At 65.9% G+C, this 17,700-nt stretch carries 17 protein-coding genes; 11 read left to right on the top strand and 6 right to left on the bottom strand.

Features of this window, described 5'->3' with window-relative positions:
* Positions 1 to 159: 159 nt before the first annotated feature.
* The gene (locus ABF648_RS04355) at positions 160 to 981 is read right to left on the bottom strand and encodes an IclR family transcriptional regulator (RefSeq protein WP_415631069.1); all 822 of its coding nucleotides are present in this window, start codon (positions 979 to 981) and stop codon (positions 160 to 162) included.
* 37 nt (positions 982 to 1,018) lie between these two features.
* Entirely contained in the window at positions 1,019 to 2,077 is a 1,059-nt protein-coding gene (locus tag ABF648_RS04350) for a D-2-hydroxyacid dehydrogenase (RefSeq protein WP_415631068.1), read from the bottom strand.
* Positions 2,078 to 2,266: 189 nt separating this feature from the next.
* Here ABF648_RS04350 and ABF648_RS04345 point away from each other — a divergent pair, with 189 nt between their 5' ends.
* Together ABF648_RS04345 and ABF648_RS04340 are read left to right on the top strand one after the other, a co-directional pair.
* Entirely contained in the window at positions 2,267 to 3,241 is a 975-nt protein-coding gene (locus tag ABF648_RS04345; RefSeq protein WP_415631067.1) for an NAD(P)-dependent oxidoreductase, read from the top strand.
* Positions 3,242 to 3,285: 44 nt separating this feature from the next.
* Positions 3,286 to 3,855, top strand: a complete 570-nt coding sequence (locus tag ABF648_RS04340; RefSeq protein ID WP_415631066.1) for a gluconokinase — start codon at positions 3,286 to 3,288, stop codon at positions 3,853 to 3,855.
* On the opposite strand, the gene ABF648_RS04335 is transcribed toward ABF648_RS04340, so the two are convergent.
* Positions 3,834 to 4,244: an NUDIX hydrolase gene (locus ABF648_RS04335; protein WP_415631065.1), complete on the bottom strand. Its 411-nt coding sequence runs from the start codon at positions 4,242 to 4,244 to the stop codon at positions 3,834 to 3,836. The genes ABF648_RS04340 and ABF648_RS04335 overlap by 22 nt on opposite strands.
* A gap of 98 nt (positions 4,245 to 4,342) precedes the next feature.
* Between ABF648_RS04335 and purL the strand changes: the two genes are divergently transcribed.
* Genes purL through ABF648_RS04315 form a run of 4 tightly spaced genes read left to right on the top strand, consistent with a single transcriptional unit; the run spans position 4,343 to position 10,186 of the window.
* Positions 4,343 to 6,604, top strand: a complete 2,262-nt coding sequence (gene purL / locus ABF648_RS04330; RefSeq protein ID WP_415631064.1) for a phosphoribosylformylglycinamidine synthase subunit PurL — start codon at positions 4,343 to 4,345, stop codon at positions 6,602 to 6,604.
* Between the two features lie 57 nt (positions 6,605 to 6,661).
* Entirely contained in the window at positions 6,662 to 8,008 is a 1,347-nt protein-coding gene (locus ABF648_RS04325) for a dipeptidase (protein WP_415631063.1), read from the top strand.
* Positions 8,009 to 8,062: 54 nt separating this feature from the next.
* The gene (locus ABF648_RS04320; protein ID WP_415631062.1) at positions 8,063 to 8,467 is read left to right on the top strand and encodes a DUF1992 domain-containing protein; all 405 of its coding nucleotides are present in this window, start codon (positions 8,063 to 8,065) and stop codon (positions 8,465 to 8,467) included.
* A gap of 51 nt (positions 8,468 to 8,518) precedes the next feature.
* On the top strand, positions 8,519 to 10,186 hold the full coding sequence (locus tag ABF648_RS04315; RefSeq protein WP_415631061.1) for a formate--tetrahydrofolate ligase: 1,668 nt from the start codon (positions 8,519 to 8,521) through the stop codon (positions 10,184 to 10,186).
* 15 nt (positions 10,187 to 10,201) lie between these two features.
* Here the strand turns inward: ABF648_RS04315 and ABF648_RS04310 are convergent, their stop codons facing one another.
* From ABF648_RS04310 to ABF648_RS04300, 3 genes are read right to left on the bottom strand one after another with little or no spacing between them, the layout of a single operon-like run.
* A complete protein-coding gene (locus ABF648_RS04310; RefSeq protein ID WP_415631060.1) occupies positions 10,202 to 10,828 on the bottom strand; it encodes an AAA family ATPase in 627 nt (208 codons plus the stop codon).
* 46 nt (positions 10,829 to 10,874) lie between these two features.
* Entirely contained in the window at positions 10,875 to 12,224 is a 1,350-nt protein-coding gene (locus ABF648_RS04305; protein WP_415631059.1) for a PFL family protein, read from the bottom strand.
* Between the two features lie 3 nt (positions 12,225 to 12,227).
* On the bottom strand, positions 12,228 to 12,497 hold the full coding sequence (locus ABF648_RS04300; protein WP_415631058.1) for an ACT domain-containing protein: 270 nt from the start codon (positions 12,495 to 12,497) through the stop codon (positions 12,228 to 12,230).
* 205 nt (positions 12,498 to 12,702) lie between these two features.
* Between ABF648_RS04300 and ABF648_RS04295 the strand changes: the two genes are divergently transcribed.
* From ABF648_RS04295 to ABF648_RS04275, 5 genes are all read left to right on the top strand, one after another.
* On the top strand, positions 12,703 to 14,019 hold the full coding sequence (locus tag ABF648_RS04295) for an NAD(P)/FAD-dependent oxidoreductase (RefSeq protein ID WP_415631057.1): 1,317 nt from the start codon (positions 12,703 to 12,705) through the stop codon (positions 14,017 to 14,019).
* A gap of 103 nt (positions 14,020 to 14,122) precedes the next feature.
* Positions 14,123 to 15,724 carry an amidophosphoribosyltransferase gene (purF, locus tag ABF648_RS04290; protein ID WP_415631096.1) on the top strand — a complete coding sequence of 534 codons (1,602 nt, stop codon included), beginning with the start codon at positions 14,123 to 14,125 and terminating at the stop codon, positions 15,722 to 15,724.
* The gene (gene purM / locus ABF648_RS04285; RefSeq protein ID WP_415631056.1) at positions 15,721 to 16,782 is read left to right on the top strand and encodes a phosphoribosylformylglycinamidine cyclo-ligase; all 1,062 of its coding nucleotides are present in this window, start codon (positions 15,721 to 15,723) and stop codon (positions 16,780 to 16,782) included. The genes purF and purM overlap by 4 nt, the downstream gene beginning before the upstream one ends.
* 109 nt (positions 16,783 to 16,891) lie before the next feature.
* The gene (locus ABF648_RS04280) at positions 16,892 to 17,125 is read left to right on the top strand and encodes a DUF3073 domain-containing protein (RefSeq protein ID WP_415631055.1); all 234 of its coding nucleotides are present in this window, start codon (positions 16,892 to 16,894) and stop codon (positions 17,123 to 17,125) included.
* A gap of 15 nt (positions 17,126 to 17,140) precedes the next feature.
* Positions 17,141 to 17,692: a serine aminopeptidase domain-containing protein gene (locus ABF648_RS04275; protein ID WP_415631054.1), complete on the top strand. Its 552-nt coding sequence runs from the start codon at positions 17,141 to 17,143 to the stop codon at positions 17,690 to 17,692.
* Positions 17,693 to 17,700: the final 8 nt, after the last annotated feature.

Raw genomic sequence — 17,700 nt, 5'->3', positions numbered from 1 at the left:
TTGGGATGATCAATTGGAAATCTGCCGGGCCTTGCGGGGGTGTCCGGCGAGTGCACGTGCACACCGGCAGTGACAGCCGGGCGAACCCGTAGGGCGATGCCTGAGCCGTGACTGCCGTGTCTGTGGGTGGATTCCCGAGAGTGATCTGCCGGATCTGGCTCAGGGAGCCATCAGCGCATCGCGCGACATCGGATTGGTCAGCTGGCGCACAGCCTCGCGCAGCGCCTCTGCCACCCGCATCATGCGCTCCTCGGGCACCTGGAAGTCATCTGTGGAGCCGATGAAGGACACCCCGATGGCCAGGGCATTCTCACCCGGATGGCGGGCGGGCACCGGCATTGCGATTCCGTTCACGTTGGGGAAGGTTTCAGAGCGGTCCAACGAGTATCCGCGCTCCCGGGAAGCCTCGAGTTTCGCCTGGAGCTCCTCGAACGTCTTCGTCGAATGAGACGTGTAGCTGGGGAAGTCGCCGACAGCCGCATAACGTGCTTCCACATCATGGGGGTCCAGCGCCATCAGAAGGGCATTGCCCACGGCAGTGATGGAGGCGGGGAAGCGGTCACCGACACCTGCCGACAGCCTCAGCGGCGCGGCTCCTTCGTGACGCGCGAGATAGACCACGTCGGTTCCGTCGAGCACTGCCAGGTGTACCAGTTCCTCCCGCAGTGCTGGCGAGGACGAGCAGGCGCGGTAGAACTCCCGCACCTGGTCGAATCCGGTCAGATAGGCGCCACCCAGCTCCACATTGCGTCGCCCGAGCACATATCCGTATTCCCTTTTGGAAATCAGCTGGGCCTGTTCGAGCACCACGCAGATATTGAAGGCCGACGACTTGGGTGCACCGATCGCCCTGGCCAGATCGGCCAGCGAGAGCTCTGTGCCCCGCCCCTCGGCCAGGGTGGACAGGATCATCACCGCGCGGCTGACGGCAGGAGCTGGACTGGAGGTACCCGTCTGCGCTGACGGATCGGTGACAGTCATGGTGTCTTCCCTTTGTTGGGCCCCCGTGGGGTGGGGGTCAGTAGAACTCGACGGTGTTCACGACATTGCGCAGCGGCTTGCCGTCCAGGAAGCGCGTTGCGTTGTCGGCGAACAACTCTGCGATGAGCCGTTCTTCCTTGGGGCTGTTCGCCGCGGTGTGCGGGCTGACGACCACATTGGGCAGAGTCCACAGCGGGCTGTTCTGGGGCAGCGGTTCGGTGGCGAAGACGTCGAGCACAGCCTGCCCGATGCGGCCGTCCTTCAGGGCCTCGACCAGCGCGGTTTCGTCGATGACGGTGCCGCGTCCGACCGAGGTGATGGTGGCGCCGGGTTTCACGGCCGCCAGTACTTCCGCACTGACAAGGTTCTTCGTGGCATCGGTGCCGGGCAGGGTGTTGACGATGGCATCGACGCGTCCCACCACTGAGACCAGCTCGGCGGGGGAGACGATCTCGTCCACATTGGGCAGTTGCAGGTCGGTGTGCCGGCTGGTGCCGATCACCCTGGCGCCGAGGGCATGGAGTTTGGCGGCCACTTCGCGGCCGATGTGGCCCAGGCCGAGCACGAGCACCGTGCTCTCGTCCATCTCGCGCATCTCCCACCTGCCGGTCCACAGCTTGTCGCGCTGCTGAGCCTGAAGGCGGGCCAAATCCTTGAACCCGGCCAGGATGCCGAAGATGGCGAATTCTGCCAGCGGGCCGGCATGCGGGCCGGAGCCCGTGGTGAACACGACCCGGTCGAGTTCCTCGCGGGTCAGGTGTGCACCCTTGACCTGGCCGCCGCCGCCAGCCGCGGGCAGCTGGACCCAGCGCAGCTTGGGATTGTCCCGCACTGCGCGGGTGATGCCACCAGAAGCAGCATCGGGCTTGCCGAAGAGTACGTCCGCCGAGTCGAGCAGGGCCCGCAGCTCGACGTCTTGGGCTTCGGTGCGGTGAAATGCCGGGTCACCGGAAAAATCGGCTGCCCAGCGCATCGGTGCGATCAGCGAATCGTCCTTCACCACTTCGACACGGGGTTCGCGCTCCTCGATGAGCGCAACGGAGTCGTCGTGGAGGGGTGCGGCCACAGCGATTCGAAGCTTCTTGTCTTCACTCATGCATCATCACAACCTCGGGATGGGTGTCCTCGATCGACACCGGCACAGATGACTATACCGGTGTTCATTGAGGTGAATGCCGTTCTCCTGGCTGAATTATGCGGATAGTCTTGGTTCATGCCTGGTCACAGCGGACCGGAAATCGCATCCCGTGCCGCTGTCCGGGACACACACCCAACAGTCTCATCCGTGGCGACGACGCCAGCAGAAGAAGAGAGCACCATGCCAGCAGATATCAACGTGTTGTCAGAACCCCAGACGTCAACGGAGACGGTGGGCATCATCGGTCTCGGCTCCATGGGCGGGCCGATGTCGCAGCATCTGTGCAGTGCGCTGCCCGGCGGGGTGCACGTCACCGCACGTCATGCCATGGATGTCGCGCGGAAGGTGGGTGCCGCGGGCGTGTGGCACGATTCCGCCGAAGACCTTGCCAGGGCATGCTCGGTGGTCATCCTCATGGTGCCCGACATGCCCGATGTGCGCGAGGTGCTTTTCAAGGACGACGGTCTTGTCGCCGGCTTCAACGGGGCTGCCCGCGAGGCCCTCGTAGTGGTCTCCTCAACTGTGGACCCACAAGGCGTGATCGCCCTCGGCGAGGAGTTGCGGGACGCCACGCAGGGCCGCGTGCACCTGGTGGATGCCCCGGTCTCCGGTGGCGAGGAGGGCGCCAAGGAGGCGACGTTGGCAATCATGGTCGGCGGTTCGGACGAGGATGTGAGCCGAGTGATGCCGATCCTGAATTCGCTCGGCAATCCTGTGCACCTGGGGCCGCTCGGTTGCGGTGAGACTGCCAAGGCCTGCAACCAGCTGATCGTCGCCGCCACCGTGAGCGCACTGGGCGAGGCGTCGCTGCTGGCGGAGCGCAGCGGCATGGACGTGGCGGCCATGTTCACCCTGCTGCAGGGTGGATTCGCGGGCAGCCGGTTGCTCACCGTGAACAAGGATCGCCTGGTGAATCACGACCATCATCCCTCGGGGGCGGCGAAGTTCATGGTCAAGGACCTCGGCTTCGTGCAGGGCATTGCGGAGGCCACGACCACCGCCACGCCGCTGACCGATGCCCTGAGGCAGGTGTTCATCGGGCTCACCGAGGATGGCTTGGGCGACGAGAACGTCACCGTGGTGCAGCAGTACCTCGCCGGCCAAGCCCGTGATGGGCAGTGACCATGACGCAGAATGCGTGCCTGGTGACGTCCCAGAATGGACCCATGTCTGAGAACGCGGCGTGCGACATCGTGGTGATGGGGGTCTCCGGCACCGGCAAGACCACCGTCGGCTCGCGGCTGGCTGAGCGTCTGGGACTGCCCTTCGCCGAAGGCGACGACTTCCACAGTGACGAGGCGCGCCGGAAGATGGCGTCGGGTACGCCGTTGACAGATGACGACCGCTGGCCATGGTTGCGCCGACTCCGCGGCTGGATGGACATCCAGAACTCCTCGGGAGGTCACGGCTGCGTGGTCTCGTGCTCGGCTCTGAGACGGGCCTATCGCGATGTGCTGCGAGTCTCGCCCGGATCGGTGTACTTCTGCGATCTGGAAGCCGATGAGCAGACGCTGCGCTCCCGCATGACGCACCGCCCCGGCCACTACATGCCGGTTTCCCTGCTCAAGTCCCAACTGGCCACCCTGGAACCCCTGCAGGCCGGTGAACTCGGCCTGTCAGTCCCGGCGACCGGCGCACCGCAGGAGACCGTCGCCGCGTTGTATGACTGGCTGGCCGCTCATCGCGCCATCCCGCAGGAGATGCCTGAGCCGGCTCAGATCACCCCGCGGGCCTGAAGCACCGGGATGACGCAGTTCACCAGCAGCGGCGCCTGGCGCGGATCGTCGCGGCAGTTGAGCAGATCGGTCCATTCGTAGTCGGCGATCTCATTGTCCGGCGCCGGATGCCCGCTGCGCGGCCATGGGGCCGTGAAGACCGTGCAGTGGATCTCGTCGGCGTCGCCATTGGCGGCGTCGGCGGTGAAGCGGCCCAGCGGGGTGAGATCGTCCTTGTGAACCAGCAGTTGGAGCTCCTCGTGGGTCTCCCGCACGGCGCAGTCGATGGCGGATTCGCCCGGCTCGATCTTGCCGCCGGGCAGGATCACGTGATGGGTGCCGATCTTGCGCACATTGAGTACCTCGCGGCCGCGCAGGAAGGCCACAGCAGCCAACTCGAAGACTTTCACGCATTCTCCCCTCGCACGCTGAAGGTTAACTCCCGATCCGATTCCCGAAGACCGGAGCGGCGAGGCGGCGGTGCATGCCGGCACGATAGATTGTCGCCGTGGTTGACACCGTTGAGAATGCCCGCACGACCCCTGAAGTCGACCAGCCCTGGTCGGAGCTCGGGCTGAAGGCCAGTGAGTACGACCTGATCCGCGAGCTGCTGGGACGTCGTCCCACTGGCGCCGAGCTGGCGATGTATTCGGTGATGTGGTCCGAGCACTGCTCCTACAAGTCGAGCAAGCTGCACCTCAAGCGCTTCGCGGTGCTCCCGCAGACCACCCCGCGCGGGCCGCTGCTGGCCGGCATCGGCGACAACGCCGGGGCCGTGGACATCGGCCAGGGATATGCGGTCACCTTCAAGGCCGAGTCCCACAATCACCCCAGCTATGTGGAGCCCTACCAGGGCGCGGCAACCGGCGTGGGCGGCATCGTGCGCGACATCATGGCGATGGGTGCGCGCCCGATCGCATGCATGGATTCACTGCGTTTCGGCCCTCTGGACGCCCCTGACACCGCACGCGTGCTGCCCGGCATCGTCGCCGGAGTGGGTGGCTACGGCAACTGCCTCGGGCTGCCCAATATCGGCGGCGAACTCGGCTTCGACGCCAGCTATTACGGGAATCCCCTGGTCAACGCGCTGTGCGTGGGTGTCATGCGGCACGACGACCTGCACTTCGCCAAGGCCACCGGCGAGGGAAACAAGGTGATCCTGTTCGGCGCCGCGACCGGCGCGGACGGCATCGGCGGCGCCTCGGTGCTGGCCTCTGAGACTTTCGAGGCCGACGGCCCCGGCAAGCGTCCCAGCGTGCAGGTGGGCGACCCCTTCATGGAGAAGCTGCTCATCGAGTGCACCCTGGAGCTGCACCATGCCGGTGTGGTCACCGCACTGCAGGACTTCGGCGCTGCCGGCATCTCGTGCGCCACAAGCGAGCTGGCCTCGGCGGGTGACGGCGGGATGCACTGCGAGCTCGATCTGGTGCCGCTGCGCGATCCCACCATGACTCCCGAAGAGATCCTCATGAGCGAGTCGCAGGAACGCATGATGGCGGTCGTCGAGCCTGCCGATGTCGACCGCTTCATGGAGATCTGCGCCAAGTGGGAGGTGCAGGCCACCATCATCGGTGAGGTCACCGAGGACGACCGGCTGATCATCGACTGGCACGGCGAGAAGATCGTCGACGTCGACCCCGGCACCGTCGCCCAGGACTCGCCCACCTACGACCGTCCGCAGCGCCGCCCGGACTGGATCGACCGGGTGAATGCGGACCACGCCAACAACCTGCCGCGATCCAGCGAGGGCGGTTACCTGGCCGATGCGCTGCTGAAGATCGTCGGTTCCCCGAACATCGCCGACAAGGCATGGGTCACCGACCAGTATGACCGCGTGGTGCGCGGCAATTCGGTGCTCGCCCAACCCGAGGATTCCGGCATGGTCCGCATCGACGAGAAGACCGGGCTCGGCATCGCGCTGTCCACCGATGCGAACGGCCGTTACACCTTGCTGGATCCCTACAAGGGCGCGCAGCTGGCGCTGTCTGAGAGCTACCGCAATGTGGCGACCACGGGTGCCGAACCGGTGGCGATCACCGACTGCCTCAACTTCGGCTCCCCGGAGGATCCGGAGGTCATGTGGCAATTCCTCGAGGCCATCAAGGGTCTGGTGGACGGCTGCGCCGAGCTGGGTGTGCCGGTGACCGGCGGCAATGTGAGCTTCTACAACCAGACCGATGGCGCGAATATTGTCCCCACCCCGCTGGTGGGCATGCTGGGCGTGATCGACGACGTGAGCCTTCGCATTCGCCAGGGCTTCTCCGAGACCGGCGACAAGATCGTGCTGCTGGGCGTCACGAAGCAGGAGCTGGGCGGCTCGGTGTGGGAGGACGTCTTGCACGACCACCACCTCGGAGGTCTGCCGCCCTTCCCCGAACTCGCTGCCGAGAAGAAGCTCGCCACCGTGATGCAGGCGGCATCCCGCAACGAGCTGCTGGCCAGTGCCCATGACCTGTCCGAGGGCGGCCTGGCGGTGGCGCTGGTGGAGTCCTGCCTGCGCAATGCCAAGGGTGCCCGGGTGTCGCTGACCGGCTGCCTGGATGCCTGCGCCGAACTGTTCAGCGAAACCCCGGCGCGGGTGCTGGTCTCGCTCTTGCCGGACAAGCTGGATGAGTTCGTCGCACTGTGCGAGACCAATGACGTGCCTCAGGCCTGCATCGGTGAGGTCACCGAGACCGCCGACCTGGAGGTCAGTGAGTTGTTCCGCCTTCCCCTGGACACGATCAAGGACGCCTGGACCGTGCCCATCCCGGCTGCCATGGGCGAGTGAGCTAAACAGGGGACAGCACAATCGGATGGCAGGAAACTGGCAACAGAGAGGCCCACGATGAGCAGTGATCGCGATCAGGACGTCATCGACGCCGTATATGGCGTATTGCCCACAACCCTGGACGATCTACGCGATCTGGTGGCGATCCCTTCGGTGAGTTCGCAGGCCGAGCATGCCGGGGACGTCGTGCGCGTGGCCGACACCCTGGTCGGCCTGGTGAAGCTGATCGGCTGGGACGACGTGCGGGTCATCGAGGCCGGCGGCAAGCCTGCTGTGCTAGCGCACTGGCCCGCCCCCGAGGGCAAGCCCACCGTCTGCCTGTACTCCCACTACGACGTGCAGCCCACCGGCGATCGCGACCTGTGGAGCACCGAGCCCTTCGTGGCCGTCGAGCGTGATGGCCGGCTGTACGGTCGCGGAACCGCTGACGACAAGGGTGGCGTCGCGGTGCACCTGGCCGCTGTCCGGGCCTTCGGGGGCAAGCCTCCGGTGGGTGTCACCCTGCTGCTGGAGGGCGAGGAGGAGATCGGCTCGCCGTCGCTGGATGCACTGCTCAAGGCCAACCAGGACGAGCTGGAGGCAGATGCCTATGTCATTGCCGACTGCGGGAACTGGGAGGTCGGCCAGCCGGCCTTCACCACTTCGCTGCGCGGTGTCGCTGACTGCATCGTGGAGGTGCGCACTCTCACCCACCCGGTCCATTCCGGCGAGTACGGCGGTGTCGTGCCCGATGCGCTCACCGCGCTGTGCCGGCTGCTGGCCACCCTGCACGACGACAAGGGCAATGTCGCCATCGAGGGTCTGGTGTCAGGCCACGCCGCCGAGCAGCTGGACTATCCCGAGGAGCGCCTGCGGGCCGAGACCGGGCTGCTGCCCGGTGTGCAGTTCATCGGCGATGACTCGGCGGTCGACCGGATGTGGGCCAAGCCCTCGGTGAGTGTCATCGGCCTGGACACCACACCGATCAAGATCTCCTCGAATGTGCTCATCCCCGCGGCCAGGGCACGCATCAGCCTGCGGATCGCTCCCGGGGACACCACCCAGAACGCCGTGGAGAAGCTCGTCGCGCACCTGGAATCCCATGTCCCCTGGGGCGCCCGGGTGAGCTGTTCCAATGCCGAGGCCGGGGCACCCTCGATCGTCCCCTTCGAGGGCCCGATCGCCGAGCAGGCGAAACAGGCCTTCACCCGGGCATGGGGTGTCGAGCCGGTGCTCACCGGCACGGGCGGTTCGATCGGGATGATCTCCAGCTTCCAGGAGGCTTTCCCCGAGGCCACGGTGCTGTGCACCGCGGTCGCCGATCCGGATTGCCGGATGCACGGAATCGATGAGTCGCTGCACCTGGGCGACTGGCGCAAGGCCGCGGTGTCCGAGGCGCTGCTGCTCGACCGGCTCGCCCGCTGAAATCGCGCGACACGAACATCGCGCGACACGAACTGGGCAATTACGGGGAGGGCAATGGAGGAACGCCACTTCGAGAGCTATCCGGATCGTAAGGTCCGCGAGGCGATCGAGCGCGGCGATTTCGACCACAATCCACTGTCTGGCAAGCCCGTTCACCTGGGACGCCCAGGAGCGGAGAAACCCTGGATCGTCTCCCGGCTGGAACGGGAGGATCTCAGTGGCGTGCTGCCCGCACCGCTCCAGGTCAGGCGTGCCAAGGAGCACATCCAGGACGCCCTGCGCGGCGTCCACGACGAGCATCAGGCCCGCGAGATCATTGAGGCGCTCAATGCCCGGATCGTGGAATCGAATCTCGACGCCACCACCGCCCCGCGCATCATCACCGCTCCGCTCGACATCGGCGAGGTGCTCACACAGTGGCGCGCGTTTCGTGGCGACGGCGAGTCTGGGAAACAATGACTGCGGCCCGAAGCCATCCATCGACCAGTGCAAGTCCAGGAGAGAATCGCCATGAAGTCCGACGCCGAAATCGCCCGGGACGCGAGCCTGCTGCCCATCTCCCGGATCGCCTCGGATCTCGGGATCGACGAGGACGAATACGAGCCTTACGGCCGTGACAAGGCAAAACTCTCGTTGAGACTGCTCGATCGGCTGGCCGGTCGTCCCGATGGCAAGCTCATCCTGGTCACCGCGATCAACCCCACCCCGGCAGGGGAGGGCAAGACCACCACAAATGTCGGACTGTCGATGGCGCTCAACAGGATCGGGCACAAGGCCGTCTGCACCCTGCGCGAGCCCTCACTGGGGCCATGCTTCGGCATGAAGGGCGGCGCTGCGGGCGGCGGCTATTCCCAGGTGCTGCCGATGGACGACATCAACCTGCACTTCACCGGCGACTTCCACGCCATCGGCGCGGCGCACAATCTGCTCGCTGCGATGCTCGACAACTCCATGTTCCGCGACAACCCGTTGGGAATCGACTCTCACCGCATCGTGCTGCGCCGGGTGCTCGACATGAACGACCGTGAACTGCGCTCGGTGGTCATCGGCCTGGGACGCCGCTCCGACGGCGTGCCGCGCCAGGGCGGCTTCGAGATCACGGTGGCCAGCGAGGTGATGGCCATCTTGTGCATGACCAGCGGCATGGACGACCTGAAGGCCCGGCTCGGGCGGATGATCCCCGCCTACACCTTCGATCGCGAGCCGGTCACCGCCGCCGACCTGGAGGCCACCGGTGCGATGGCGATGCTGCTCAAGGACGCCATCAAACCCAATCTGGTGCAGACCACCGAGAACACCCCGGCGATCATCCATGGCGGGCCCTTCGCCAACATCGCGCACGGCTGCAACTCGGTGCTGGCCACCCGGATGGGTCTCAAGCTGGCCGACTACACGGTCACGGAGGCCGGTTTCGGTGCTGACCTGGGAGCCGAGAAATTCCTCGACATCGTCTGCCCGACTGCAGGATTCGCGCCGGACGCGGTGGTGCTGGTGGCCACGGTGCGTGCCCTGAAGTACAACGCTGGAGTGTCCCGAAACGAACTCGGTGAGGAAAATCTGGCGGCACTGGGGAAGGGCATCGCCAATTTGGAACAGCATCTGGGCAATCTGCGTGGCTTCGGCGTCAATGTCGTGGTGGCGCTCAATCGCTTCCCCGAGGACACGGCCGCCGAGCTGGCACTGGTGGCCGAGCGCTGCGCTGCGCTCGGTGCGCAGGTGTGCACCTCGGAGGCCTTCGTCAGGGGCTCCGAGGGGGCGGTGGAGCTTGCCGGGGCCGTCGTGGAGACCTGTAACCAGCCGAACAGCTTCCACCCTCGCTACACCCCTGACCAGGGGTTACGCGAGAAGATCGAGACCGTGGCCCGGGAGATCTACCACGCCGATGGTGTGAAGTTCTCTGCGCGCGCAGAGCGTCAGCTGGCCAATCTCACCCGGCTCGGCTTCGGTGAGCTGCCGGTGTGCCTGGCGAAGACCCAGTACTCGTTCAGCGATGATCCGCACAAGCTGGGTGCGCCCCGTGGATTCACGATCACTGTGCGTCAAGTGGCGGTGCGCGCGGGTGCTGGTTTCGTGGTGGCGCTCACCGGCGACATCCTCACCATGCCGGGGCTGCCGAAGGTGCCCGCCGCGGCGGGCATGGATGTGGATGCCCAGGGCCGCGTCAGCGGCCTCTCCTGACCGGTTGGGCCGGGTTCAGGCGGACAGCGCGGACCTGCTGGCTCGCCGTGCCGCGGGGCGGCTGATCTCCACCCGCTCCGCGTCCTGTGATGCCCCGAAGCAGCTGATGAGGGTCTGGACCTGTTCGAGATTCACCTCGTGGGCGGTGTCGATCGCGAGCCGCGGCTCGGTTCCCCAGGGCTCGGTTTCCGCATTGCGCTGCTGCACGCCATCCCAGTCAGGTTCGACCAGCCCGGGCATTTTCCGGTAGGGCTTGCCGAGACGACGGCGGTGTTCAGCGGAATCGGAGCAGACGCTCAGCAGGAAGACCATGTCGGTCCCCGTCCCGTCGGCAAGATCCATCCACAGCCGACGCTGCCGGTCCAGATGATTGGTTGCGTCGACGATGACATCGCGTCCCAACACCAGATTCTGCCGTGCCATCGATTCGATGGCGAAGTAGGCGGCCTGACCAGTGGCTTCGTTGTGCCACATGCCGGCCTTCACCATGGCGGATTCGGCCAGGTCCACAGACAGCAGCACGGCATCGAGACGGCGGGCCAGCAGACCAGCGAGGTAGGACTTGCCGGTGCCGGGCAAACCAGCCATCGCGATGAGCATGTGCACAGTGTGCCAGTGCAGACCGTCTTCGCGCTCGTCCAAGGTCGAGGGTTGGATCAGAGTCGGGTCCGGGTCGGCCCTCGCACCATCAGGTGCGGAAGCTGTGCACCGGCGCAGGCAGGCGTCCACCCCGGCGAGTCAGCCGTTCGGCGCTCGACGGGTTCACCGCCATCACGGGGGCAGAACCCAGCAGCCCGCCGAAGTCGATCTCGTCACCCACCGATTTGCCGGGCACCGGGACGACCCGCACGGCGGTGGTCTTGTTGTTCATCATTCCGATGGCAGCCTCGTCGGCGATCATGGCCGCAATGGTGGACGCCGGCGTGTCGCCGGGGATGGCGATCATGTCCAGGCCCACTGAGCAGATGGCCGTCATCGCCTCCAGCTTGTCCAGGGTGAGCGAGCCATTGCGGGCCGCCTCAACCATGGCGGCGTCCTCGCTGACCGGGATGAACGAGCCCGACAGCCCGCCCACGTGCGAGCAGGCCATCAGCCCACCCTTCTTCACAGCGTCGTTGAGCAGGGCCAGCGCGGCGGTGGTGCCATGGCCGCCCACCCGATCCACGCCCATGGTCTGCAGGATCTCGGCCACCGAGTCGCCGATGGCGGCGGTGGGGGCCAGCGAGAGGTCGACGATGCCGAAGGGCACTCCGAGCCGCTCGGCGGCCATCGTGCCCACCAACTGGCCCATCCGGGTGACCTTGAAGGCCGCCTTCTTGATGGTCTCGGCCATCTGACCGAAACTGGCGTCCGGTAGCTTGTCCAGCGCGCGTTTGACCACGCCCGGTCCGGACACGCCGACGTTGATGCAGCAGTCGCCCTCCTCGATGCCGTGGAAACCGCCGGCCATGAAGGGGTTGTCTCCCACTGCATTGCAGAAGACCACCAGTTTGGCGCACCCCATACCCCCGGTGCGCGCGGCGACCTCGCGAATGGTCTCGCCCATCTGGGCCACCGCGCTCATGTTGATACCGGCCTTGGACGAGCCGATGTTCACCGAGGCGCATACCAGCTCAGTGCTCTCCATCGCATGCGGCAGCGAGTTGATGAGCTTCAGATCCGAGCTGGTGCGAGACTTCTGCACCAGCGCCGAGAAGCCGCCCACGAAATCCACCCCGATGGTGGCAGCGGCGCGGTCCAGTACCTGCGCGAAGCAGGTGTAGTCCTCGGTGTGCGAGGCGGCGGCCACCAGCGCGATGGGGGTGACGGTGACCCGCTTGTTGATGATCGGGATGCCCAGCTCGGTCTCGATGCCGTGCGCGACGGGCACCAACTCGCCGCCCAGGCCGACGATGCGGTCGTAGATCTTCTGGCAGGCCACCGCCGGATCGGGGTCTGCGCAGTCCAGCAGGGAGATTCCCATGGTCACTGTGCGAATGTCGAGGCGGTACTCCTCGATCATCTCGATGGTCTCAAGAATGTCGTGTGCGGTGTCCATGGCTCACAGCTCGTGCATCGCGCGGAAGATGGCCTCGGATTGCAGGCGCACCACGACCCGCTGCTGCTCACCGACGGCGCGCAGCTGGGCCTGGAGTTCCTCGATCCGGTGCTGGGTCTCGTCGAACTCGCACTGGGCGATCATCGTGAAATAGCTCCCCATGATCGTCTGGGAGATGTTGACGATGTTGATGTCGAGCTCGCTCATGCGCGCACTGACGGCGGCGACGATGCCTGTGTGGTCAAGGCCCGTCACGGTGACGATCGCGATCATGGCGTCAACCCTAGTGGTCTGTCCTCTCTGAGAGGATTCTGTGGTTCTCAGTTATGGTCTGCGCCCAATTGCTCGGCACAATGGGGACGGCTGACAGCGCTGTCCGGGATGTGGTGGCGGGAGCCTGCCTCGACCGGTCAACGGCCTCGGCCGATCGTTGGTGGAAATCTGCGATGCGGTGCATCCGATTGATCAGGGGGTTTGCATGAAGTTTCCAGTGTCATTCGCGAAGTCAGACGAGCCTTATGAGCCCGGCCAGGGACCGAAGGTGGCCATCGTGGGCGGTGGTTTCGGTGGCCTGCACGCGGCGCGCGCGCTCGGCAGGGCCGGCTGCCGGGTGGTGGTGATCGACAAGAATCCGTACACCAGCTTCCAGCCGTTGCTCTACCAGGTGGCCACCGGTGGCCTGAATCCCGGTGACGTCACCTACCGGCTGCGCTCCTTCGCGGCGCGCATCCCGGGCACCCGATTCCGATTGGGATCGGTCACCGGTTTCGACCTTGAGAAGCGCCGGGTATTCGTCGACGAGGGAACCCCGGTCGACTACGACTACCTGGTCCTCGCCCAGGGTGTCGGCGCGAACTTCTTCGGCCTCGAAGGCGCCGAGGAGCACTCGAACACCATCTACACCCGGACCGCCGCGGTGAAGGCCCGCGACTACATCCTCAGCAATCTGGAGCTGCTGGACACCCAGCCCAAGAAGAACTTCGATGTCGTCATCGTCGGCGGCGGTCCCACCGGCGTTGAGATGGCCGGCACACTCGCCGAGATGAAGTCCATCGGCATCCCGGCGATCTTCCCCGATGTCTCCACCGATCGGGTGCATGTCACGCTCGTCGAGATGGGCGAGCACCTGCTCGGGCCCTTCAAGCCCGGCTTGCGCCACTACACACGCCAGCAGTTGCAGCGCCGCGGTGTCGATGTGCGCACCACTACCGCGATCGCCGAGGTGCGTGACGACTCCGTGCTGCTCAAGGACGGCTCGACGCTCCCCGCCGACATGGTGATCTGGGCTGCCGGTGTGGGCGCCCACAAGGGCGTTCTCGACTGGGGCTTCGAACTCGGCCGCGGCGGGCGCATCCTCACCGGTGCGGACCTGCGAGTGCACGGCCAGGATCGTGTCTTCGGCATCGGCGACGGCTCGATCATCGACAGCGATCCGCTGCCCCAGCTTGCCCAGCCGGCCATGCAGGAGGGCGACTTCGTCGCCCGGCAGATCCTCAGTCTGGAGGCGGGCGGCCCGATCGAGGAGTTCGAATACTTCGACAAGGGCACCATGGCAACCATCGGGCGCAATGCCGCCGTCGTGCAGCTGAAGGTCGGCAAGAACAAGCGCGATGTCGCCTACACCGGGATCGCTGCCTGGTCGTCGTGGGTGGCCCTGCACCTGTACTTCCTGCTGGGCGGGCGCAACCGGATGCAGTCCATGATCAATCTGGGCGTGCGCTACCTGACCTTCTCCAAGGAAGGTGCAGGCATCATCGGTGATCTCGTGGACGAGAACGCCAAGACGCAGCACTAGGTGTGTCGTCCTGCCGGGCCCTGGATTCCTGAGGCCCTACGGGTCAGGGCACCCGGATGAGATGTCAGGGCGCCTCTTGGTGCCACGGTAGACTGGGGGAGTGTTGTTGCGTCGCGATGGCCAGATCGGACATGATCCTGACGATGATCGGCCGCACGATGAATGCGGTGTCTTCGGTGTCTTCGCTCCTGGTGAAGAGGTAGCCAAACTCGTCTATTACGGACTCTATGGCCTGCAGCACCGGGGCCAGGAGTCGGCAGGCATGGCGGTGAGCAATGGCTCACGGATCATGGTTTTCAAGGACATGGGCCTTGTCAGCCAGGTCTTCGACGAGGCAACCCTGAACTCCTTGAAGGGCCATCTGGCCATCGGGCACACCCGTTACTCCACCACTGGTGCCAGCGTCTGGCAGAACGCCCAGCCCACCTTCCGGGCCACACCAGAGGGCGGCTTGGCCCTGGTTCACAACGGGAATCTCACCAATACCGACGAGCTCGAGGCTGAGCTTCGCCGGCGGTCCTGCGACGAGCACGAGATCCCGCACAAGGACTCGATGGATTCCACCAATGACACCTCGTTGATCACCGAATTGATGAGCACCCACGACGGTTCGCTGGAAGATGTCGCGATGGCGGTGCTTCCGCAGCTGGTGGGCGCCTTCAGCCTGGTGTTCATGAATGAGACCACGCTGTTCGCCGCGCGCGATCCGCAGGGTGTGCGCCCGCTGGTGCTCGGGCGCCTGCAGTCCGGCTGGGTGGTGGCCTCCGAGACGGCCGCCATCGACATCGTCGGCGGCACCTTCCTGCGCGAGATCGAGCCGGGCGAGATGGTCGCCATCGATGCCGCGGGGCTGCGCACCCGTCGCTTCGCGCCTGCCCGTCCGAAGGGATGCATTTTCGAGTACGTCTACGTGGCAAGGCCGGACACCATCATCGCAGGGCGCCGCATTCACAATGTGCGCGTGAAGGTGGGCAAGATCCTCGCCCAGGAGGCTCCCGCCGAGGCTGATCTGGTGATCCCGGTGCCGGAGTCGGGTGTGCCAGGGGCCATCGGTTATGCCGACGAGTCCGGCATCCCCTACGGCATGGGACTGGTCAAGAACTCCTATGTGGGGCGCACCTTCATCCAGCCCTCCCAGACGCTTCGGAACATGGGCATCAGGCTCAAGCTCAACCCGCTGCGCGATGTCATCGAGGGGCGCCGTCTTGTGGTCGTGGACGACTCGATCGTGCGCGGCAACACCCAGCGGCAGCTGGTGCGGATGCTCCGCGAGGCGGGTGCTGCGGAGGTGCACGTGCGGATCTCCTCACCGCCGGTGCAGTGGCCCTGCTTCTACGGCATCGACTTCGCCACGCGTGCTCAGCTCATCGCACCGGGCCTGTCCACCGACGAGATCTGCCGTGCCATCGGCGCCGACACGCTGGGTTATGTGAGTCTGGACGGCCTCATCGCGGCTACGCACGTCGCGAAGGACGAACTGTGCCGGGCCTGCTTCGACGGCGTCTATCCCATTCCGGTGCCGCCGGGTCAAGCCGGCCAGATGGGCCTGGACGCCACGGAGGCGCCGGCCTGCGGCAGCTATCCCAACGCAGACGATGACCGGACGGAAGAACTCGATGTTGCAGATCGGGCCGGCGAGCTGCTCGCCGCCCTGGATCCTGCGACGCTGAGCGGATCCGCCCCCGACCACCAGGAGCATCAGTGAGGCAAAGCGCCTACGCGCGAGCAGGCGTCGACATCCACGCCGGGGACACCGCGGTGGAACTCATGAAGGCACACGTGGCGCGCACCCGGCGTCCCGAGGTGATGGGCGGTATCGGCGGCTTCGCCGGGCTGTTCGATGCCTCGGCCCTGGCGCGCTACCGGCACCCGTTACTGGCCACCAGCACCGACGGAGTGGGCACCAAGGTGGCCTTGGCTCGCGATCTGGGTGTCTACGACACGGTGGGCTGGGACCTGGTCGGCATGCTCGTGGACGATCTGGTGGTCTGCGGTGCGGAGCCTTTGTTCCTCACCGACTACATCGCCTGCGGCAAGGTGCACCCCGAGCGAATCGCCGCCATCGTCAAGGGCATCGCCGATGCCTGCGTGTCGGCGGGTTGCGCCCTGGTGGGTGGCGAGACGGCCGAGCACCCGGGCCTGATGGCCCCTGATGACTTCGACATGGCCGGTGCCACTACGGGGGTTGTGGAGGCCGACGGACTGCTCGGCCCCGAGCGCGTGCGCGACGGCGATGTCGCGCTGGCGATGGCGTCCAGCGGTCTGCACTCCAATGGCTATTCGCTGGTCAGGCGGGTGTTGCTGGATGATGCCGGTCTGGCGCTGGATGCCACGCCCGAGGGTTTGTCGCGTTCGCTCGGGGAGGAACTCCTGGAGCCCACCCATGTCTACGCCGGCGAGATCATGGCTCTGCTGCGCGAGGTCGAGGTGCACGCGATGAGTCATGTCACCGGCGGTGGCCTGGCGAACAATCTGGTGCGGGTACTGCCAGAGGGCATGCACGCCGAAATCGACCGCGCGAGCTGGCATCCGGGGCCGATCTTCGAGCTCGTGCAGCGTACCGGTGGTCTTTCCCAGCCTGACATCGAGGAGACGCTCAACATGGGCGTCGGCATGGTGGCGTTGCTGGATGCCGCCCAGGTGGACGTTGCACAGCGTGTGCTCGACGGCCTGGGGCTGGCCAACTGGGTGTGCGGCCGGGTCGTTGCGGTGCCGGGAGAAACGGCGGGAGTGTATCTGGTGGGGGAGCATGCAGTGGCCTGAAATGGCCCTGGTTGGTCCCGGCCACCCAGATTGGGTAGCCTTGCACACACGAATAGACCGATAAAACCGCGGCTCAGCCGCGAGTGACAGAGCGAGGGGGTCGACCTACATGGGGCGCGGCCGACAAAAGGCAAAGCAGACCAAAGTAGCCCGCGATCTCAAGTACCGCTCAGTGGATACTGATTTCGCGTCTTTGGAGCGGGAGCTTCGAGCCAAGAGCGTTCACGACGATGACGATCTTGCCTACGAGGAAATTCCTGACAACTATGCGGACCTCGCAAAGCGTTATGACCAGGATGACGTAGACACTGGCCTTTCCGACGAGCAGGACGAGCGTCGCTGAACGCAGTGGCCGGTCATGACCACCTGGCTTCCCGACACCCTGTTGGCAGGGCATGTCACCCACACCTGGGTTCTCGAGGGTGCCGAGCATGTTGCAGATGAACCGGACATCCCGCTCACCGCAACACTGGTGCGCCGGGGAGCGGTCACGCATGATCGTGCGCTGATCTATCTGCACGGCTGGAACGACTACTTCTTCCAGACCCATGTGTCAGCGTGGTTCGAGACGCAGGGCTTCGACTTCTACGCCTTGGAACTGCGCCGTTACGGCCGCAATCTGCAAGACGGTCTTGTACCGGGCTACATCTCAGATCTCGCCGAGTACGAAGTCGAGTTGGATGAGGCGATCGAGGTAGTGCGTCAGGATCATCCTGGTGTGCCCATCACCGTGGCCGGCCACTCCACCGGTGGGCTGGTGGGGGGGGGGGGGGGGGGGCCCGCGGGGGGGGGGGGGGGGGGGGGGGGGCGCCCCCCCCCCGCGGGGGGGGGGGGGGGGGGGGGGGGGGGCCGCGGGTCAGCACGAGGGAGGGGGGTGGCCGGGCCGCCGGTAGGCCGCCAGAAGAATTGATCAAACAG

The sequence above is a fragment of the Propionibacterium sp. genome (assembly GCF_047719395.1).
Classification (GTDB): Bacteria; Actinomycetota; Actinomycetes; order Propionibacteriales; family Propionibacteriaceae; genus Propionibacterium.
This window is presented reverse-complemented; position numbering and strand designations above follow the sequence as displayed.